Origin of the sequence: Glaciibacter superstes DSM 21135 (genome assembly GCF_000421145.1) — a bacterium.
GTDB classification, from domain to species: Bacteria; Actinomycetota; Actinomycetes; order Actinomycetales; family Microbacteriaceae; genus Cryobacterium; species Cryobacterium superstes.
Genome location: NZ_ATWH01000001.1, coordinates 24,193 through 43,252, shown reverse-complemented (window position 1 = coordinate 43,252; position 19,060 = coordinate 24,193). Strand labels below are relative to the sequence as shown.

Genomic DNA, 19,060 nt, shown 5'->3' with positions numbered 1-19,060 from the left:
TGCACGACGAGGAGAACCACGTGGGCGACGACATCAAGATTCCGATGGAGCTGCTGGGCGAACTGAATGTATCGCTCAAGAACATCATTGAGGAGTTCGGCGATGCCGGCAGTCGTGCGAATGCGCTCGAGGGCGCCATCGGCTCGCCGTTCGACAAGAACGAGCTGCGTGAAGAGGTCGACAGGTTCGAGGGGGCATGGGACGACAAACGAGAGACGCTGAAAGGTCACCTCGAGGAGATTCAGAAGCACGTTGAAGAGACCGGCACGGCGTGGAGCGACTTCGACCTCGAGGCGGCCAAATCGATGGAGCTCGACAAGGGCGACGCCGCTGCAGCTCAGACTGCGCAGTAGGGGATGAGCATGGACAAGACACCTGTAGGCAAGTACGAGATCAGGAAGATCTCCGGCGAGGCCGAGATCATCGCCACCCGCGGAGCGGCGATCGAGAGTCTCGGCATTCAGATGAAAGAGGCGGCCGGCGTCCTGTCGCTGATCAAAGACGGTGCCGAGACCAGAGGCAAGAGCCTGGAGTCCATCAAGGACAGCGTCGGTGACGCCTCGACGGATCTCAAGAAGGCGGGGGAGCGCTATCAGCCGAGCGGCAAAGTTCTCGCCGAGTACGGTAACGTCCTCGGGGATTCTCAGACCAGCATCAACCTGATCGTTCCCGAAGCCGAACGGCTCTGGGCGATCTACGACACGAAGGCCGGTGAGTACTGGGATGCCGTTGGCGTACCGATCCCCGACGACCAACCCGACGCCGAACCGGTACCGGGCGAACTGACTGCGGAGCAACGGCAAACCGACATCGAAACCAAGAGGACGGCGAAAAACACGGCGTACGACAATTGGGAGTTGGAAGCCGGCAAGTACGACACCCCGTACGAATCCTGGGCGGCGGCCTACGAGTCGGCGCGATCCGGGCTGAAGGAAGCGAACGACGATGGGGTCGAGGACAGCTTCTGGGACAACGCACTCCCCGCCATCGATGTGATCCTGACCATCCTGTCGTACGCGGGAGTGATACTTGCGGTGGCCGCAATCATTATCGGCGGCCCCCTCATTGCCATCCTCGCGGTCGTCGTCGGTGTGATCGCCCTCGGGCTCACGATCTGGAAGGTAGCGGCCGGGCGGGGAAACGGGTGGGATATCGCCATAGCGGCCGTCGGCATATTGCCGTTCGGCAAGATCGCTGGTGCATTCAAGGGCATCGCGAAGGCGGCACCCGGTGCCAGACTTGCCGCGGCGGGTCGCGGCGGGCGCGACGTTCTGACCGAGATGAGTGGTCTGACCAATATTCGGCAGGTGCGAGCGCTTCGAGGAGTGGCTGCTGACGGGCGAACCGTTCGGGTCATCAACGGAAGTGGCAACCTCAACCGCAACGGTACGGCTCAGGTCAGGGCACGCTTCGCGGCGATGGGAAATGCGCGGAATTCCAGCACCATCCGAGAGCGGCTGCTGATCGGCCACGAGAGCGTGTTCGCCCGAAACGTGGCAGACGGCTATAACGCCGGTTCGAACGTGGCCAGGAACAGGGTGACCTCCCTGCTGGCAGACAGCGGTGGGGGCAGGATCGTGCAGGACATCATCGACAATGGCCAGAGCGTGGGCAACGTCGACGTCGTCAACATCATCGACAGTGTGGTGAAGCCCGGCGGAGGATTCGCCCGCGACCGGATAATCAGCGGGTGGGGGTCCTAGGCTGGACGACGTGCGCGTCGCGACCGGATCCGTCCGGGGCGAACAACAGGGCGGGAGTGTGCGATGAAACTCGACATCGAGTACAACGAGCAATGGTTCTTGCACGTTCCATTTCCGGACGGCGACACGGGCGACGATGAAGCCTCGAAATGGGCGCGCAGCGCCATCGACCGGTTCAATCGTGCGGACGGGTGGGCAGACCCGCAATTCTCAGACGAACTCGCCGCCACGGTCCTGGAACAGTCCACTTTGTTCACGACAGACGTGTCGGCTGGTTTCTTGTACTGCCCGCGGGGGCTGCCCGCGACGGCTGTCATCGAAGTGGTGCTGGCGCCCGCAGACGGCTTCGGGCGCCTGGCCGCGCTCGATCTCATCCCCCTCGACGAAACGGCCCTGCCCAGGCAGGTCGTCGACGTGACGGCTTCCCACCTCGGCGAAGGCGTCCTCGTCCACGGCGTCGCCATCGCGGGTGGGGACGAACAGCTCGTCGGCATCGCCTGCTATTCGTTCGTCAGTGCCGGCTGTCACGTCATGGTGACCGTGACGACACCCGATCTGGACGCCATCGCGCTTGGTCGGCCACATTTCGACGAATTCGTTGAGGGGATCGAGGTGGTCTCGTGAGCCGGCCGGTCGAAGACCAGAAGCCATCCCTCCGCACGCTGATGACGGGACTGCCGGAGATTCCGCCGTTTCGCATGCTGCTGCCCCGAGGGTGGGAGGAGTATGCCGTGACGAATGAGACCGCGGAAGCGCTGGCGCGCAGGGCGAGCGAGCGGATGCGTCCACTCGGCCGTCCAGACCTGGACGCGCAGCTCTCTTCGCAGCTTCATCGCTCGTTCAAAAGGATGCAGGCGGCAGGGAGCGTGATCGTGTACCTGCCGACGAATGTCGCAGAAGAGGCGCTTGTCCCGATGTCGATGGTGGCCTCCGTTGTGAGGGGAGACAACGGTGGATCGCTCGATCCGTACGTCGCGAATCTGTTCCGCACGAAGGGTGGGGAATTCTTCGACACGCTGAAGTCGACGGTGAGGTGGACCAAGGCGACGCGCGGCACCGACGATCTCGCGGGGACTGCATCGCTCATGGTCAACTACGTGATCGCGGTGCCAGACTCCGGGCGAAGGCGTGCAGTCCTGTTGACGTCGACCATCACCCACTCCGCACACGAGCCACTTGAGGATGAGGTGCTCCAGCATTGTGTGGCGCTCTCCGATGCGATGGTCGCCACCTTTGCCTGGGTCGCTCCTGACTCCTCAGGCGAGATGGGTACTCCTGCCCATTGAGCCCGTCGCAGGATGCTCGGTAGCGTAGCAGTCACATGGTCCAGCTTTCGGACCAAAAATCGGTAACGAGGAAGGTCATAACCATGGCAGATTTTGGCGCATCATACGGTGAGATGGAATCGATGGCTGGCAAGCTGTCCGACGCTCGCGAGGACATTCAGACACAGCTCGATACCTTGAAGACGCAGGTCGAGACTCTTCTGGGCAACGACTTCAAGACTCAGCACGCGTCTGGCAAGTTCGGCGACGGCTACAACGAACTGACGACCGGTCTGAAGTCAGCCGTTGATGGCATCGGCGACATGGGCGAAGCGCTGAAGGGCATGATGCAGAAGATCCAGCAGTTGGATCAGGATCTCGCCTGACCGAGTCTTCCACTCAGTCGTGAGACGCGAGAGGAGAAGGGCCTGGCCCTTCTCCTCTCGCGTTTTTCGGCTTGGTCCCCCCTGATGCCCGCTGCGCCACCGGGCGGGGAGCGGTATCCTTGGCCACATGGACGGGTCCATCGAGTCGCGTGTCAGCGCGGAGGTCGACAACTGGCTGCGCTGGCTGCCACGCTGGCGCCCAGGAACCCATCGTGGTCGCAGCCGTCTCTGCCGACAGTGCTTCGGTTCGCCTGTGATCGCGGCCGCAGGCTTGGTCACCGATGTGCCGCACGCAGTGCAGCACGCGATGGCGATGCGGATGAAGCTGGTAATAGATGCCTTCGTCGACGAGTACACCGAACTCAACCTGCCCGCACTCAGCCGGGAGCTGCGACTGAACGAGGAACGCAAGGCGAACACCGCATACCGCCCGGCCGAGGGTCTCGATCCGGAGTTCAAGGGGCTCGACCTCGACCCGCCTGCGGCCGAAGAGGCGCCGTACCTCTTCACCTTCTCCGAGCTGGCGCAGTCGGAGAGCCCTGACGAGATGCCGCCTCCGCCCCCACCCCTTGGCCCGCAGGAGAAGGCGGCCATCCGGGCAGAGCTGTCACTGGCCGACGACTACGCGAAGCAGATGGGCACTCGCGTCTGCGTGGCGCTCGCAGAGCACCGCGGTCGGATCAATGCCGGGATAGCCGAGTTCGTGGAGCCGCAGGTGCAGGCACTGCTCGCCGACCTGGAACGATCCTTGGACATTCGCTGACAGGCATCCGCTGACCGGCATCAACACAGGTATCTGCCGGCGCGTCCGCTCTGAGCGTCTCAACGGCACAGTCGGATGCTGCCCAGTTGACTGCAGAGCCGCTGGGAGTTAGTATTTTCCGGTGTGCGCTTTGTCGTGCGCCTGAATCATGCCTTCATGATGCCCGTCATCCGGAAGCACCAGGCACTCCGACACACCATACAGGCAAGGGTTTGTTCTCCGAGCAGCCCCCACGGCATACCCACCATCACACCCGGAGGAAACTCCGCAGAAGATATTCTGCGGAAAGAATCTAAGCCGGTGGGTCCAGATGAACTCGGAAACCGCTCAGGCGGAGATCGAATGCTAACCATCACAACCGCTGTCACCGTGCAGCAATAACAAGGAGTATTTAGTGCCAACCATTCAACAGTTGGTCAGGAAGGGCCGCAGCCCCAAGGTCACCAAGACCAAGGCTCCCGCTCTGAAGGCCAACCCGCAGCAGCGCGGCGTGTGCACCCGGGTGTACACCACCACCCCGAAGAAGCCGAACTCGGCTCTCCGCAAGGTCGCCCGCGTCAAGCTGTCGAACGGTACAGAGGTCACCGCGTACATCCCCGGCGAGGGACACAACCTGCAGGAGCACTCGATGGTGCTCATCCGTGGCGGTCGTGTCAAGGACCTCCCCGGTGTTCGCTACAAGATCGTTCGCGGCGCTCTGGACACCCAGGCCGTCAAGAGTCGCAAGCAAGGTCGAAGCAAGTACGGCGCGAAGATGGAGAAGAAGTAATGCCTCGCAAAGGACCAGCTCCCAAGCGTCCCGTTGTCGCTGACCCGGTATACGGGGCTCCCATCGTCAGCCAGCTCGTCAACAAGATTCTCCTCGACGGCAAGAAGGGTCTTGCTGAGCGCATCGTCTATGACGCACTCGAGGGCGTTTCGTCCAAGAATGGTGCGGATGCCGTCGTCACTCTGAAGAAGGCGCTCGACAACGTGCGCCCCACCCTCGAGGTTCGTTCGCGTCGCGTCGGTGGTTCCACCTACCAGGTCCCGGTTGAAGTCAAGCCGCACCGCGCAAACACGCTGGCCCTCCGTTGGTTGACCAGCTACGCCAAGGCGCGTCGCGAGAAGACCATGACCGAGCGCCTCACCAACGAGATCCTCGACGCGTCCAACGGCCTCGGCGCCGCAGTGAAGCGCCGAGAAGACACCCACAAGATGGCCGAGTCGAACAAGGCCTTCGCGCACTACCGCTGGTAATCGGCTGTCGTTGGTCGGGCTCGTCGAGACCTCTTCGCGACGAGCCCGACCAACGGTCAAGCTGTTCCGCCAGTCCACATTGACAACTTCCGGAGGAAATCCGTGGCACAAGACGTGCTCACCGACCTGAACAAGGTCCGCAACATCGGCATCATGGCTCACATCGATGCCGGAAAGACCACCACGACTGAGCGCATTCTGTTCTACACGGGTGTGAATCACAAGATCGGTGAGACCCACGACGGCGCTTCGACGACCGACTGGATGGAGCAGGAGAAAGAGCGCGGCATCACGATCACGTCTGCCGCCGTGACCTGCTTCTGGGACAACAACCAGATCAACATCATCGACACGCCCGGCCACGTCGACTTCACCGTAGAGGTGGAGCGTTCGCTCCGCGTCCTCGACGGTGCCGTTGCCGTCTTCGACGGCAAGGAGGGCGTTGAGCCGCAGTCCGAGACCGTCTGGCGCCAGGCCGACAAGTACGACGTTCCGCGCATCTGTTTCGTCAACAAGATGGACAAGCTCGGCGCCGACTTCTACTTCACCGTCGACACCATCATCAAGCGCCTCGGCGCCAAGCCACTGGTTCTCCAGCTGCCGATCGGCGCAGAATCGAACTTCGAAGGCGTTGTCGACCTCGTCGAGATGCGCGCGCTCACCTGGCGTGGCGACTCGAAGGGTGACGTCGCGATGGGCGCCAAGTACGCCATCGAGGAGATTCCGGCCGACCTCGTAGAGAAGGCGGCGGAGTACCGCCATGCCCTTCTCGAAACTGTTGCTGAGACCGACGACGCGCTTCTCGAGAAGTACTTCGGCGGCGAAGAGCTGACGGTGGCAGAGATCAAGGGTGCCATCCGCAAACTGACGGTCAACAGCGACATCTACCCGGTACTGTGCGGTTCTGCATTCAAGAACCGCGGCGTGCAGCCGATGCTGGATGCTGTCATCGCCTACCTGCCCTCACCGCTCGACGTCCCGGCCATCGAGGCCCACGACGCCCGCGACGAGGAGAAGGTCGTGCTACGTCACGCCGACTCGACCGAGCCGTTCGCCGCGCTCGCGTTCAAGGTCGCCGTGCACCCGTTCTTCGGTCGCCTCACGTACATCCGGGTTTACTCCGGCCGCCTCGACAGCGGTGCCCAGGTCGTCAACTCGACCAAGGGCAAGAAGGAGCGCATCGGCAAGATCTTCCAGATGCACGCCAACAAGGAAAACCCGGTCGACTCGGTGACCGCCGGCAACATCTATGCGGTCATCGGGCTGAAGGACACCACGACAGGTGACACCCTGTCTGACCCGAACGCTCAGGTGGTGCTCGAATCCATGACGTTCCCAGAGCCCGTCATCGAGGTCGCTATCGAGCCGAAGACCAAGGCAGACCAGGAGAAGCTCGGCCTGGCGATTCAGAAGCTCGCCGAAGAAGACCCGACATTCCGCACGGAGCAGATCCAGGAGACCGGCCAGACGGTCATCAAGGGCATGGGTGAACTTCACCTTGACATCCTTGTCGACCGGATGAAGCGCGAGTTCAACGTCGAGGCCAACGTGGGCAAGCCCCAGGTCGCCTACCGCGAGACGATCAAGCGCGCGGTCGCGAAGCACGATTTCACGCACAAGAAGCAGACCGGTGGATCCGGCCAGTTCGCGAAGATCCAGATCGCCATCGAGCCGATGGAGATCACCGCGGACAAGAGCTACGAGTTCGTCAACAAGGTCACTGGTGGCCGCGTTCCGAGGGAATACATCCCTTCGGTCGACGCGGGCATCCAGGATGCCCTGCAGGTCGGTGTGCTTGCCGGGTACCCTATGGTCGGCGTCAAGGCGAGCTTGCTCGACGGCGCCGCCCACGACGTCGACTCCTCGGAGATGGCGTTCAAGATCGCCGGTTCGATGGCTTTCAAGGAAGCCGCTCGGAAGGCGGACCCGGTTCTGCTCGAGCCGTTGATGGCCGTCGAGGTGCGTACCCCTGAGGAATACATGGGTGACGTCATCGGCGACCTCAACTCGCGGCGTGGCCAGATCCAGACCATGGAGGACGCCAGCGGCGTGAAGGTGATTCGCGCGCACGTTCCCCTGTCGGAGATGTTCGGATACATCGGTGACCTGAGGTCGAAGACCTCCGGTCGCGCGGTGTACTCGATGAGCTTCGAGAGTTACGCGGAGGTCCCCAAGGCAGTCGCCGAGGAGATCATCCAGAAGAACAAGGGCGAATAGCCCGGCGGCTTTCGGGCCAAATCGCTTAGGCCGCCCGGCCCGAGTAACATAAATACACAAATCCAGCGCATTTCACGCCCGCAAACCAGTGGCTCGTGAATCTGCACGAGAGTCCTGAGGAGGACCCACAGTGGCCAAGGCCAAGTTCGAGCGGACTAAGCCGCACGTAAACATCGGAACGATCGGTCACGTTGACCACGGAAAGACCACGCTGACTGCAGCGATCTCCAAGGTCCTGGCCGATAAGTACCCGTCCGCAACCAACGTTCAGCGCGACTTCGCGACGATCGACTCCGCTCCAGAAGAGCGCCAGCGCGGTATCACGATCAACATCTCGCACGTCGAGTACGAGACGCCCAAGCGTCACTACGCGCACGTCGATGCCCCGGGTCACGCTGACTACATCAAGAACATGATCACCGGTGCAGCGCAGATGGACGGCGCGATCCTCGTGGTCGCCGCCACAGACGGCCCGATGGCTCAGACCCGTGAGCACGTTCTGCTCGCCCGTCAGATCGGCGTTCCGTCGATCCTGGTTGCGCTGAACAAGGCGGACATGGTCGACGACGAAGAGATCCTTGAGCTCGTCGAGCTCGAGGTTCGCGAGTTGCTCTCCAGCCAGAACTTCGACGGCGACAACGCTCCTGTTATTCAGGTCTCGGGTCTCAAGGCGCTTGAAGGCGACGAGAAGTGGGTCAACAGCATCCTCGAGCTCATGCAGGCCGTCGATGACTTCATCCCCGACCCTGTCCGAGACAAGGACAAGCCCTTCCTGATGCCCGTTGAGGATGTCTTCACGATCACCGGTCGTGGAACCGTCGTCACTGGCCGCGCCGAGCGTGGAACCCTCAAGATCAACTCCGAGGTTGAGATCGTCGGCATCCGCCCGACGCAGAAGACCACGGTCACCGGTATCGAGATGTTCCACAAGCAGCTCGACGAGGCGTGGGCCGGCGAGAACTGTGGTCTGCTCCTTCGTGGCACCAAGCGCGAAGACGTCGAGCGCGGCCAGGTCGTCGTGAAGCCGGGTTCGGTTACGCCGCACACCGACTTCGAGGGCACCGCCTACATCCTGTCCAAGGATGAGGGTGGCCGTCACAACCCGTTCTACGCGAACTACCGTCCGCAGTTCTACTTCCGCACCACGGACGTCACCGGCGTCATCACGCTGCCTGAAGGCACCGAGATGGTCATGCCCGGCGACACTACCGAGATGAAGGTCGCGCTGATCCAGCCGATCGCCATGGAAGAGGGACTCGGCTTCGCGATCCGTGAGGGTGGCCGCACCGTCGGCGCCGGAACGGTGACCAAGGTCGTCAAGTAATACCTCAGCAGGCTCGCGTGCGAGCCTGCTGAGACAAAGGGGTCGGGCCTTCGGGTCCGGCCCCTTTGTCGTCCTCTGCGACGGCGTCGCGCCTGAGTGCTGCCCATACCCATTGCGCCCTCCTCCTGGCGGCCGTAGGTTTAGAGCCATGGCCGCATCGAGCGGCCGGCAAGGAGATCATCGTGGGGCTAGACGACATCACCAAGAAGGCTCAGGACTTCCTGGGCGACAGTAAAGTTCAGGACGCGCTGAAGAGCGAGCAGGCCGAAGACATCAGTGACAAGCTTCTTGACGGGGTCGCCGATACTGCCAATAAGGTCACCGGTGGCAAGTTCGAGGGTCAGATCGACGGCGCCCGCGACACTGCGGACAAGAACGTCGGCAACCAGTAGCCATCCGCGGCTTGCGCCGCGCTAGATGAACGCCGCTGCGCGGGTCGAATTGGGCCCGCGCAGCGGCGTTCATTGCGCTACGGCCCGTGTAGGTTCTCTCAAAGTGACCTTTCCGGTCGAGAGTGACCGTTCCGCCGGGCACTCTCGACCGGAAAGGTCACTCTCGCAGAACGTGGTGTCCCCCACAGGGTCCGTACTGGGCGAGTTGTCCACCGATATGCAACCCTCACCGATTTCCGTGCGGCCGGTATACCATCCTGATCTTCATGAGGCACAGCAAAGTTGAAGCCAAGACCGGTCTCGTGCTGGTCAAGGACTTTGTCGGGGTCGATCAGGACGATCGCCCGCTGAGGAGAGAAAGAGATGCCGGGCTCCGCCGACGCATTCGGCGAGGTGTCTACGCTGACGCGGGGAGATGGGAAGCCCTCACCGCCAGTGAGCGATACCAGGCGCGTGTCATGGCGGCTGTGAGAACTCGACACAGGGTGCCGGTCGTCGGATATGACTCTGCCGCAGTAATGCTGGGTTACCCGCGCATGGAGGCGTGGCCTGGAGTCGTGCATCTAATCGTCCCGTCGGCATCGAACGCTCGAAGCAAGAACGGGGTCATGGTTCATCGGGAGCAACTCGAGTTCGACGAGGTAGTCGAAGTCGATGGCATCATGGTAACGAGTCCGCAGCGCACACTAGTCGACCTGGCGAGGGTGCAAACACTCAGCATCAGCGTCGCCGCCATCGATCGCTCGTTCAATCTGGAGCGGAGTACAGAGCAAAATCGTGCCACCCGCGAGCAATTGCTCGACGTTCATGACCGGCTCCGTACGACGCGCGGTCGGAGGCAGGCAAGCAAAGCGATCATGTTTGCCAATGGTTTGGCCGACAATCCTGGCGAATCGAAGAGCCGTGTGGTGGCTTTCGAGCTCGGGTTCCCTCCGCCGGAGCTGCAGCGGCGCCATGTCAACCCTCGCGGGGGTTCGTACTACACGGACCTGGAATGGCCGGAGTTTCACACCATCGGTGAGTTCGATGGGCTGGGGAAATATTTCAAGGAAGAATATCTCGGTCGGAAGACGCCCGGCGAGGCCATGCACGAGGAGAAGGTCAGGGAAGATCATCTGCGCGCTGAAGGGAATGCCTTCGCGCGATGGGAACCGCGCGACATCGGGGACCCCGCGCGACTCCAGAAGATACTCCTGGGCGTGGGACTCCCCATCGTCCGGTGAAAGTGACCTTTCCGGTCGAGAGTGACCGGCGGAACGGGCGCTCTCGACCGGAAAGGTCACTTTCGCGGACTTAGAGTGGGTCGGGGCGGGGCAGTGAGGGCGAGCAGGAAGGCCGACACGCGGGCGCGACACGCCCGGGTTGCATAAATGGCCAAACCTGTGGCAGACTCTTCTAGTTCAACACTTTCGACCGTCGCGCCAAGCGCAGGTCGGGATCACTGCCAGGCAGTGCATAGCCGCTCCTTCACGGAGTCAGGGTTAGGCCGCGGGCAGCAGAATGAAGCTTAAATCAACCCACTGGAATTCCTGGTAAATCCATGTCTTCAAGCGGGTTGGCATCCGGTCGGCACGGGGTTTCCTGTGTGGGCCGAAATTGACAGAAGAACAGTGGTGCAACAGCAGTAGTGCTACTACGGCGTCCAATGCCGCCCTCGACACACAGAGACGGGGGAGGTACGACGCCTTGACAGAGAGAGAGTCCGACATGGCGGGACAGAAGATCCGCATTCGACTTAAGTCGTATGACCACGAGGTCATCGACACCTCGGCGCGCAAGATCGTCGACACAGTCACCCGTGCGGGTGCAACCGTCGTCGGCCCCGTGCCGCTTCCGACCGAGAAGAACGTGGTGTGTGTCATCCGTTCGCCTCACAAGTACAAGGACAGCCGGGAGCACTTCGAAATGCGCACCCACAAGCGTCTGATCGACATCATTGACCCGACGCCGAAGGCCGTCGACTCGCTCATGCGTCTCGACCTGCCGGCCGACGTCAACATCGAGATCAAGCTCTAAGGGAACCCATGTCTTACTCCGCTACCAAGACCACGAAGGGTCTGCTCGGCACCAAGCTCGGCATGACCCAGGTCTGGGACGAGAACAACCAGCTCGTTCCCGTGACCGTCATCGAAATCGCGCCGAACGTCGTGACCCAGATCCGCTCCACAGATGTCGACGGCTACAACGCCGTTCAGATCGCTGCCGGCGCCATCGACCCCCGCAAGGTGAACAAGCCTTCATCCGGTCACTTCGAGAAGGCCGGCGTCACGCCGCGCCGTCACCTCACCGAACTCCGCACCGCGGATGCCGCTGACTACACCCTGGGCCAGGAACTCACCGTTGACGGTGTGTTCGAAGCCGGTACCAAGGTGGATGTCATGGGCACCAGCAAGGGCAAGGGCTTCGCCGGCGTCATGAAGCGCCACAACTTCAAGGGTGTCTCAGCTTCCCACGGTGCCCACCGCAACCACCGCAAGCCCGGTTCCATCGGTGCTTCCTCGACCCCGAGCCGTGTCTTCAAAGGCATGCGCATGGCGGGTCGTATGGGTGGAGAGCGCGTCACCGTGCTGAACCTCAAGGTGCACTCGGTTGACGCCGAGAAGGGCCTTCTGCTGGTCAAGGGTGCCGTCCCAGGCGCCAAGGGCCGCCTCGTATTCGTCCGCAACGCAGTGAAGGGGGCGTAGTCCATGACTGCCAACCTCGACATCGTCGACGCCAAGGGCAAGAAGGCTGGCTCCGTTGAGCTGCCCGCAGAGCTCTTCGACGTTCAGACCAACATCCCGCTGATCCACCAGGTCGTTGTCGCGCAGCTTGCTGCCGCACGCCAGGGCACCCACAAGACCAAGCGTCGTGGTGAAGTGTCCGGTGCCGGCCGCAAACCGTTCAAGCAGAAGGGAACCGGTCGCGCCCGCCAGGGCTCGATCCGCGCCCCGCAGATGACCGGTGGTGGAATCGTGCACGGCCCGACGCCGCGCAACTACGACCAGCGCACCCCCAAGAAGATGATCGCCGCAGCCCTCCGTGGATCGCTGTCCGACCGCGCCCGCGGCGGCCGCGTGCACGTGGTCGAGGCGCTCTTCACGGGTGAGACCCCGAACACGAAGACCGCACTCGGTCTGCTCGATCAGATCGCCAGCAGCAAGCACGTGCTGGTCGTTCTTGAGCGCACCGACGAGCTCACGCTCCGCAGCATCCGTAACGTTCCGACGGTGCACGTTCTCTCGTGGGACCAGCTGAACGCCTACGACGTGCTCGTCAGTGACGACATCGTCTTCACCAAGGGCGCGTTCGATGCGTTCGTCGACGCGAAGACCAAGAAGGAAGAGGTGTCCGCATAATGGCTACCGCTATCAACAAGGACCCGCGCGACATCATCATCGCTCCGGTCGTCTCTGAGAAGAGCTACGGCCTGATCGACGAGGGCAAGTACACCTTCATCGTGGACCCGCGTTCGAACAAGACCGAGATCAAGCTCGCTATCGAGAAGATCTTCAAGGTCGAGGTGGCGTCGATCAACACCCTGAACCGCCCGGGCAAGACCCGCCGCACCAAGTTCGGGATCGGCAAGCGCAAGGACACCAAGCGTGCGATCGTCACGCTGAAGTCCGGTTCCATCGACATCTTCACGGCCGTCGGCTAAGCGGCACGGATTAGAGGAATAAGAAATGGCTATTCGCAAGTACAAGCCCACGACCCCGGGTCTTCGCGGTTCATCTGTTGCGGACTTCGCAGAGATCACCCGGTCGACCCCGGAGAAGTCGCTGCTTCGCCCCCTGTCCAAGACCGGTGGTCGTAACAACCAGGGTCGCATCACCACCCGCCACATCGGCGGTGGCCACAAGCGCCAGTACCGTGTCATCGACTTCCGTCGCAATGACAAGGACGGCGTCAACGCCAAGGTCGCCCACATCGAGTACGACCCCAACCGCACGGCGCGCATTGCGCTGCTGCACTACGTTGACGGCACCAAGCGTTACATCATCGCGCCGAACAAACTGGGCCAGGGCGACATCGTCGAGTCCGGCTCCGGTGCGGACATCAAGCCGGGCAACAACCTGCCGCTGCGCAACATCCCGACCGGTACCGTCATTCACGCGATCGAACTGAAGCCAGGCGGGGGTGCCAAGCTGGCACGCTCGGCCGGGGCATCCGTTCGCCTCGTCGCCAAGGACGGGCCGTACGCGCAGCTTCGCCTGCCGTCCGGTGAGATCCGAAACGTCGACGCGCGCTGCCGCGCCACCATCGGCGAGGTCGGTAACGCCGAGCAGTCCAACATCAACTGGGGCAAGGCCGGCCGCATGCGCTGGAAGGGCGTTCGCCCGACAGTGCGTGGTGTCGCCATGAACCCGGTCGACCACCCGCACGGTGGTGGTGAAGGTAAGACCTCCGGTGGACGTCATCCTGTGAGCCCCTGGGGCCAGAAGGAAGGCCGCACCCGCCACCCCAACAAGGAAAGCGACAAGCTCATTGTTCGTCGCCGTACCGTCGGCAAGAAGCGTAAGTAGGAGTAGTAGACGATGCCACGCAGTCTCAAGAAGGGCCCCTTCGTTGATGACCACCTGCTTCAGAAGGTTGTCACGGCGAATGAAGCCAAGAGCAAGAACGTAATCAAGACCTGGTCGCGCCGCTCGATGATCATCCCGGCAATGCTGGGACACACCATCGCGGTGCACGACGGTCGCAAGCACATCCCGGTGTTCGTCACCGAGACCATGGTGGGGCACAAGCTCGGTGAGTTCGCCCCCACCCGCACCTTCCGTGGACACGTGAAGGACGACAAGAAGGGCCGTCGCCGCTAACGCGGTGACGTGAAGGAGGAGAAGAAATGGTGGAGTCGACCGCACGCGTGCGTCATATCCGCGTCACCCCCATGAAGGCCCGTCGCGTTGTCAACCTGATCCGCGGCAAGCAGGCCATCGAGGCCCTGGCCATCCTGAAGTTCGCCCCGCAGGGTGCGAGCGAGCCTGTGTACAAGTTGGTCGCCTCGGCGATCGCCAATGCACGGGTCAAGGCTGATGCCGAAAACAGCTACCTGGATGAGCAGGACCTTTACGTGAGCAGCGCCTACGTTGACGAGGGCACGACCCTCAAGCGTTTCCAGCCGCGCGCACAAGGCAGGGCCTTCCAGATTTTGAAGCGTACGAGCCACATCACTGTTGTGCTCGCCACTCCTGAGGAGGGTACGAAGTAATGGGTCAGAAAGTAAACCCCTATGGCTTCCGTCTGGGAATCACCACCGACCACGTGTCGCGCTGGTTCTCCGACAGCACGAAGCCGGGCCAGCGCTACAGCGACTTCGTCGCTGAAGACGTCAGGATTCGCCGCCTGCTGAGCACCAGCCTCGACCGTGCCGGCGTGTCTCGCATCGAGATCGAGCGCACCCGTGACCGGGTTCGCGTCGACATCCACACCGCCCGCCCAGGCATTGTGATCGGTCGCCGTGGAGCCGAGGCAGAGCGCATCCGCTCAGACCTTGAGAAGCTGACCAAGAAGCAGATCCAGCTGAACATCCTCGAGGTGAAGAACCCCGAGGCAGACGCTCAGCTCGTCGCGCAGGGCATCGCAGAGCAGCTTTCGGCTCGTGTGGCATTCCGCCGCGCGATGCGCAAGGGCCTGCAGGGTGCACAGCGTGCCGGTGCCAAGGGTGTTCGCATCCAGGTCTCGGGCCGCCTCGGCGGCGCTGAGATGAGCCGTTCGGAGTTCTACCGCGAAGGTCGTGTGCCACTGCACACACTGCGCGCGAACATCGACTACGGCTTCTACGAGGCACGGACCACCTTCGGCCGCATCGGTGTGAAGGTCTGGATCTACAAGGGCGACATCACCAACAAAGAACTCGCTCGCGAGCAGGCGAATGCAAAGTCGTCTCGCCCCGAGCGTCGTGACGACCGTCCCCGCCGCGCGCCCCGAGCAGAGGCATCGGCACCGGTCGCAGCAGGAGTTGAGGCATAACCATGTTGATTCCACGCAGAGTCAAGCACCGTAAGCAGCACCACCCTGGCCGGACCGGCCACGCAACCGGCGGCACCACGGTGTCGTTCGGCGAGTACGGCATCCAGGCCCTGACACCCGCCTACGTGACGAACCGTCAGATCGAGTCCGCTCGTATCGCAATGACCCGTCACATCAAGCGCGGCGGAAAGGTGTGGATCAACATCTACCCCGACCGCCCGATCACGAAGAAGCCGGCCGAGACCCGCATGGGTTCCGGTAAGGGCTCACCTGAGTGGTGGGTTGCCAACGTCAAACCGGGTCGCGTGCTCTTCGAGCTCAGCGGTGTCTCAGACGACGTCGCTCGCGAAGCGCTCACCCGTGCAATTCACAAGCTGCCTCTCAAGGCACGCATCATCAAGCGCGAGGAGGGCGACGCATAATGGCGATCGGATCCAAGGAGCTCGCCCCAGACGAGCTCGACACATTTGAAGACGACCGACTGGTCGAAGAGCTGAAGAAAGCCAAGGAAGAGCTGTTCAACCTGCGCTTCCAGTCGGCCACCGGCCAGCTCGAGAGCCACGGCCGCCTGCGCGCTGTCAAGCGCGACATCGCTCGCATCTACACGGTCGTCCGTGAACGCGAGCTCGGCATCCGTGCGACCCCGGTCGCAGTGGAGGCCCCGGCCAAGGCCGAGAAGAAGACCAAGAAGGCCAAGGCCGAGGCATCAACGGATGCCGCAGCTGACGCCGACGAGACGAAGGAGGCCTAGTCATGGCGAAGACTGACGAGAAGGTCGTCGCAGCCGAGGCTACAGAAGGCCTCGTTCGCGGCTACCGCAAAACGCTTCGCGGATACGTGACCAGCGACAAGATGGAGAAGACCATCGTCGTCGAGGTCGAGGACCGCGTGAAGCACCCCCTGTACGGCAAGGTCATCCGCCGTGCGTCCAAGCTGAAGGTACACGATGAGGCGAACTCGGCCGGCATCGGCGACCTGGTCCTGATCAGTGAGACCCGTCCGCTGAGCGCCACCAAGCGCTGGCGCCTGGTCGAGATTCTCGAGAAGGCCAAGTAAGCCTCGCGCTTGCTTGATAGAAGGAGTTAGAAGTGCTTCAGCAAGAATCACGAGTCAAGGTCGCCGACAACACGGGTGCCAAGGAACTGTTGACCATCCGTGTACTCGGTGGCTCAGGGCGCCGGTACGCCGGTCTCGGCGACGTCATCGTCGCGACGGTGAAGGATGCGATCCCGGGCGGCAACGTCAAGAAGGGCGATATCGTCAAGGCGGTCATCGTCCGCACCAAGAAGCAGACCCGTCGTCCAGACGGTTCGTACATCAAGTTCGATGAGAACGCCGCAGTGATCTTGAAGAGCGACGGTGACCCCCGTGGCACCCGCATCTTCGGACCGGTCGGTCGCGAACTCCGCGACAAGAAGTTCATGAAGATCATCTCGCTGGCACCGGAGGTTATCTAAGTCATGGCCAGAATCAAGAAGGGTGACCTAGTTCAGGTCATCAGCGGCCGCAGCCAGGCTCGCGGAGGCGACCGAGGCAAGCAGGGCAAGGTCATCGAGGTGCAGGTCGAGAAGAACCGCGTCATCGTCGAGGGCATCAACTTCATCACGAAGCACGTGCGCGTCGGGCAGACCCAGCGCGGCACGAAGACCGGCGGTATCGAGACGATGGAGGCACCGATTCACGTGTCCAACGTCGCGCTCATCGACCCGGAATCGAAGAAGCCGACTCGCGTCGGTTTCCGCAACGAAGAGGTAGCGAAAGACGGCGTCACCAAGACGGTTCGTGTTCGTTACGCCAAGAAGAGCGGTAAGGACCTGTAATGACCGATACTGCAACCGTGACTGGCAAAATCCAGCCGCGACTCAAGCAGAAGTACCAGACTGAGCTCTCTGCCGCACTCGGCAAGACGCTCGGCTTCACCAACGTGCACCAGATCCCGACGCTCACCAAGATCGTCGTGAACATGGGTGTCGGCGAGGCGGCCCGCGATGGCAAGATCATCGACGGCGCTGTTGCGGACCTCATCAAGATCACCGGCCAGAAGCCGCAGGTCACCAAGGCGCGCAAGTCGATTGCACAGTTCAAGCTGCGCGAGGGCCAGCCCATCGGCGCGCACGTCACACTGCGTGGCGACCGCATGTGGGAGTTCCTCGACCGCCTGCTGAGCCTCGCACTTCCCCGTATCCGTGACTTCCGCGGCCTCTCGGACAAGCAGTTCGACGGCAGCGGCAACTACACCTTCGGCCTCACGGAGCAGTCGATGTTCCACGAGATCGACCAGGACAGGATCGACCGCGTCCGCGGAATGGACATCACGGTCGTGACCACCGCGAACAGCGACGATGAAGGCCGCGCGCTGCTCAAGTCGCTCGGTTTCCCGTTCAAGGCAGCGGACAGCCAGTAACACCCGGGGCCGGACAACCGTCCAGCCCTGTCACCACCACAGGTCGTCATCCGTGTACCGGGTGAACGAAACCAGGCGAGAAAGGCACCACAATGACAATGACAGATCCGGTCGCAGACATGCTGACCAGACTGCGCAACGCGAACTCGGCGTACCACGACACCGTGTCGATGCCGCACAGCAAGCTCAAGGCGCACATCGCTGACATCCTCAAGAGCGAGGGTTACATCTCGGCATGGGATGTCTCGGAAGCACGGGTCGGCCAGACCCTGACGCTGAGCCTCAAGTTCGGACCGAACCGCGAGCGCTCGATCGTCGGCATCAAGCGGGTCTCCAAGCCGGGCCTGCGTGTCTACGCACGCTCGACTGAGATCCCCACCGTGCTCGGCGGACTCGGCGTCGCCATCCTGTCCACCTCCAGCGGTCTGCTTACCGACCGCCAGGCTGAGAAGAAGGGCGTAGGCGGAGAAGTCCTCGCCTACGTGTGGTAGCCAGACATGTCGCGTATTGGAAGACTTCCCATTGAAATTCCGGCCGGCGTCACCGTCACGGCCGACGGCCAGCTGATCACGGTCAAGGGTCCGAAGGGTGAGCTTTCGCTCACCGTCGCCAACCCGATCGAGGTGAAGGTCGAGGACGCCCAGGTTCTGGTCACCCGCCCGGACGACGAGCGCGAGTCGCGTTCGCTGCACGGCCTGACCCGGACCCTGATCGCCAACCAGATCATCGGTGTCACCCAGGGATACTCCAAGGGACTCGAGATCGTCGGCACCGGTTACCGCGTAGCTCAGAAGGGCAGCTCGATCGAGTTCGCGCTCGGCTTCTCGCACCCGGTCCAGGTCGACCCGCCCGCCGGCATCAGCCTGACCGTCGAGGGCACGAACAAGCTCACTGTCAGCGGTATCGACAAGCAGGCCGTCGGCGAGGTCGCCGCCAACATCCGTAAGATTCGCAAGCCTGAGCCCTATAAGGGCAAGGGTGTGCGCTACGCCGGCGAGATTGTCCGTCGTAAGGCCGGAAAGGCTGGTAAGTAACCATGGGTCTCGGAACTAGAGGCAAGAGCAAGTCCGCAGCCCGCGGCCGCAGGCACACACGCCTGCGCAAGAAGATCGAAGGCACGGCACTGCGTCCGCGCCTGGTCGTCACGCGTTCGGCCCGCCACGTCTTCGTGCAGGTCGTTGATGACGCGAAGGGTCACACCCTCGCGTCTGCATCCACGCTCGAGACGGATCTGCGCACCTTTGACGGCGACAAGACCGCCAAGGCGCGTAAGGTCGGCGAACTGGTCGCAGAGCGTGCCAAGGCCGCCGGAATCGAAGCCGTTGTATTTGACCGTGGTGGAAGCAAGTACGCAGGTCGCGTCGCTGCTATCGCCGAGGGAGCTCGAGAGGGTGGATTGAACCTGTGAGCACAGA

General features: G+C 62.4%; 29 protein-coding genes. All 29 read left to right on the top strand.

All coding sequences use genetic code 11. The annotated features are described in order from the left end of the window. The first annotated feature begins 20 nt into the window (after positions 1-20). The 29 genes from K323_RS0100285 to rplR all read left to right on the top strand — a co-directional run bounded on the left by K323_RS0100285 (position 21) and on the right by rplR (position 19,053). Entirely contained in the window at positions 21-353 is a 333-nt protein-coding gene (locus tag K323_RS0100285) for a hypothetical protein (protein WP_022883295.1), read from the top strand. A 9-nt stretch (positions 354-362) separates the two neighbouring features. Then, the gene (locus K323_RS0100280) at positions 363-1,703 is read left to right on the top strand and encodes a hypothetical protein (protein WP_157509299.1); all 1,341 of its coding nucleotides are present in this window, start codon (positions 363-365) and stop codon (positions 1,701-1,703) included. A 63-nt stretch (positions 1,704-1,766) separates the two neighbouring features. Beyond that, the gene (locus K323_RS0100275) at positions 1,767-2,327 is read left to right on the top strand and encodes a hypothetical protein (protein WP_022883293.1); all 561 of its coding nucleotides are present in this window, start codon (positions 1,767-1,769) and stop codon (positions 2,325-2,327) included. Next, positions 2,324-2,989, top strand: coding sequence for a hypothetical protein (locus K323_RS0100270; RefSeq protein WP_022883292.1), 666 nt, complete (start codon positions 2,324-2,326; stop codon positions 2,987-2,989). The genes K323_RS0100275 and K323_RS0100270 overlap by 4 nt, the downstream gene beginning before the upstream one ends. A gap of 35 nt (positions 2,990-3,024) precedes the next feature. Next, complete coding sequence (locus tag K323_RS0100265) at positions 3,025-3,354, top strand: WXG100 family type VII secretion target (protein ID WP_245570879.1); 330 nt, start codon at positions 3,025-3,027, stop codon at positions 3,352-3,354. A 127-nt stretch (positions 3,355-3,481) separates the two neighbouring features. Then, the gene (locus tag K323_RS0100260) at positions 3,482-4,117 is read left to right on the top strand and encodes a hypothetical protein (protein WP_022883290.1); all 636 of its coding nucleotides are present in this window, start codon (positions 3,482-3,484) and stop codon (positions 4,115-4,117) included. 394 nt (positions 4,118-4,511) lie between these two features. Further along, on the top strand, positions 4,512-4,886 hold the full coding sequence (gene rpsL / locus K323_RS0100255) for a 30S ribosomal protein S12 (RefSeq protein ID WP_022883289.1): 375 nt from the start codon (positions 4,512-4,514) through the stop codon (positions 4,884-4,886). Continuing rightward, complete coding sequence (gene rpsG, locus K323_RS0100250; RefSeq protein ID WP_022883288.1) at positions 4,886-5,356, top strand: 30S ribosomal protein S7; 471 nt, start codon at positions 4,886-4,888, stop codon at positions 5,354-5,356. Before rpsL ends, rpsG begins: the two co-directional genes overlap by 1 nt. Before the next feature lie 102 nt (positions 5,357-5,458). Next, positions 5,459-7,573 carry an elongation factor G gene (fusA, locus tag K323_RS0100245; protein WP_022883287.1) on the top strand — a complete coding sequence of 705 codons (2,115 nt, stop codon included), beginning with the start codon at positions 5,459-5,461 and terminating at the stop codon, positions 7,571-7,573. A 130-nt stretch (positions 7,574-7,703) separates the two neighbouring features. Beyond that, entirely contained in the window at positions 7,704-8,897 is a 1,194-nt protein-coding gene (tuf, locus tag K323_RS0100240) for an elongation factor Tu (RefSeq protein WP_022883286.1), read from the top strand. A 182-nt stretch (positions 8,898-9,079) separates the two neighbouring features. After that, positions 9,080-9,289, top strand: a complete 210-nt coding sequence (locus K323_RS0100235; protein WP_022883285.1) for an Rv0909 family putative TA system antitoxin — start codon at positions 9,080-9,082, stop codon at positions 9,287-9,289. Between the two features lie 704 nt (positions 9,290-9,993). After that, positions 9,994-10,512: a hypothetical protein gene (locus tag K323_RS29665; RefSeq protein WP_157509298.1), complete on the top strand. Its 519-nt coding sequence runs from the start codon at positions 9,994-9,996 to the stop codon at positions 10,510-10,512. A gap of 484 nt (positions 10,513-10,996) precedes the next feature. Beyond that, positions 10,997-11,305: a 30S ribosomal protein S10 gene (rpsJ, locus tag K323_RS0100220; RefSeq protein WP_005050520.1), complete on the top strand. Its 309-nt coding sequence runs from the start codon at positions 10,997-10,999 to the stop codon at positions 11,303-11,305. An 8-nt stretch (positions 11,306-11,313) separates the two neighbouring features. Beyond that, positions 11,314-11,973, top strand: a complete 660-nt coding sequence (rplC, locus tag K323_RS0100215; RefSeq protein ID WP_022883282.1) for a 50S ribosomal protein L3 — start codon at positions 11,314-11,316, stop codon at positions 11,971-11,973. A gap of 3 nt (positions 11,974-11,976) precedes the next feature. Then, positions 11,977-12,627 (top strand): 50S ribosomal protein L4, encoded by a 651-nt coding sequence (rplD, locus tag K323_RS0100210; protein ID WP_022883281.1) that lies wholly within the window; start codon positions 11,977-11,979, stop codon positions 12,625-12,627. Beyond that, positions 12,627-12,929 carry a 50S ribosomal protein L23 gene (gene rplW / locus K323_RS0100205; RefSeq protein ID WP_022883280.1) on the top strand — a complete coding sequence of 101 codons (303 nt, stop codon included), beginning with the start codon at positions 12,627-12,629 and terminating at the stop codon, positions 12,927-12,929. Before rplD ends, rplW begins: the two co-directional genes overlap by 1 nt. A gap of 25 nt (positions 12,930-12,954) precedes the next feature. Further along, the gene (gene rplB, locus K323_RS0100200) at positions 12,955-13,794 is read left to right on the top strand and encodes a 50S ribosomal protein L2 (RefSeq protein ID WP_022883279.1); all 840 of its coding nucleotides are present in this window, start codon (positions 12,955-12,957) and stop codon (positions 13,792-13,794) included. 12 nt (positions 13,795-13,806) lie between these two features. Next, complete coding sequence (gene rpsS, locus K323_RS0100195; protein ID WP_022883278.1) at positions 13,807-14,088, top strand: 30S ribosomal protein S19; 282 nt, start codon at positions 13,807-13,809, stop codon at positions 14,086-14,088. Positions 14,089-14,114: 26 nt separating this feature from the next. Beyond that, positions 14,115-14,480, top strand: a complete 366-nt coding sequence (rplV, locus tag K323_RS0100190) for a 50S ribosomal protein L22 (RefSeq protein ID WP_022883277.1) — start codon at positions 14,115-14,117, stop codon at positions 14,478-14,480. Further along, positions 14,480-15,241 carry a 30S ribosomal protein S3 gene (gene rpsC / locus K323_RS0100185; protein WP_022883276.1) on the top strand — a complete coding sequence of 254 codons (762 nt, stop codon included), beginning with the start codon at positions 14,480-14,482 and terminating at the stop codon, positions 15,239-15,241. Before rplV ends, rpsC begins: the two co-directional genes overlap by 1 nt. Positions 15,242-15,243: 2 nt before the next feature. Then, positions 15,244-15,663, top strand: a complete 420-nt coding sequence (gene rplP / locus K323_RS0100180; RefSeq protein WP_022883275.1) for a 50S ribosomal protein L16 — start codon at positions 15,244-15,246, stop codon at positions 15,661-15,663. After that, entirely contained in the window at positions 15,663-15,992 is a 330-nt protein-coding gene (rpmC, locus tag K323_RS30620) for a 50S ribosomal protein L29 (RefSeq protein WP_022883274.1), read from the top strand. Before rplP ends, rpmC begins: the two co-directional genes overlap by 1 nt. Positions 15,993-15,994: 2 nt before the next feature. Next, entirely contained in the window at positions 15,995-16,297 is a 303-nt protein-coding gene (gene rpsQ / locus K323_RS0100170) for a 30S ribosomal protein S17 (protein ID WP_022883273.1), read from the top strand. Positions 16,298-16,329: 32 nt separating this feature from the next. Further along, positions 16,330-16,698 carry a 50S ribosomal protein L14 gene (gene rplN / locus K323_RS0100165; protein ID WP_022883272.1) on the top strand — a complete coding sequence of 123 codons (369 nt, stop codon included), beginning with the start codon at positions 16,330-16,332 and terminating at the stop codon, positions 16,696-16,698. Between the two features lie 3 nt (positions 16,699-16,701). Next, positions 16,702-17,061, top strand: coding sequence for a 50S ribosomal protein L24 (gene rplX, locus K323_RS0100160; protein WP_022883271.1), 360 nt, complete (start codon positions 16,702-16,704; stop codon positions 17,059-17,061). Beyond that, entirely contained in the window at positions 17,061-17,645 is a 585-nt protein-coding gene (gene rplE / locus K323_RS0100155; protein ID WP_022883270.1) for a 50S ribosomal protein L5, read from the top strand. Before rplX ends, rplE begins: the two co-directional genes overlap by 1 nt. Positions 17,646-17,737: 92 nt before the next feature. Continuing rightward, the gene (gene rpsH, locus K323_RS0100150; RefSeq protein WP_022883269.1) at positions 17,738-18,136 is read left to right on the top strand and encodes a 30S ribosomal protein S8; all 399 of its coding nucleotides are present in this window, start codon (positions 17,738-17,740) and stop codon (positions 18,134-18,136) included. A gap of 6 nt (positions 18,137-18,142) precedes the next feature. Further along, on the top strand, positions 18,143-18,679 hold the full coding sequence (rplF, locus tag K323_RS0100145) for a 50S ribosomal protein L6 (protein ID WP_022883268.1): 537 nt from the start codon (positions 18,143-18,145) through the stop codon (positions 18,677-18,679). A gap of 2 nt (positions 18,680-18,681) precedes the next feature. Further along, entirely contained in the window at positions 18,682-19,053 is a 372-nt protein-coding gene (gene rplR / locus K323_RS0100140; RefSeq protein WP_022883267.1) for a 50S ribosomal protein L18, read from the top strand. The last annotated feature ends 7 nt before the right edge of the window (positions 19,054-19,060 follow it).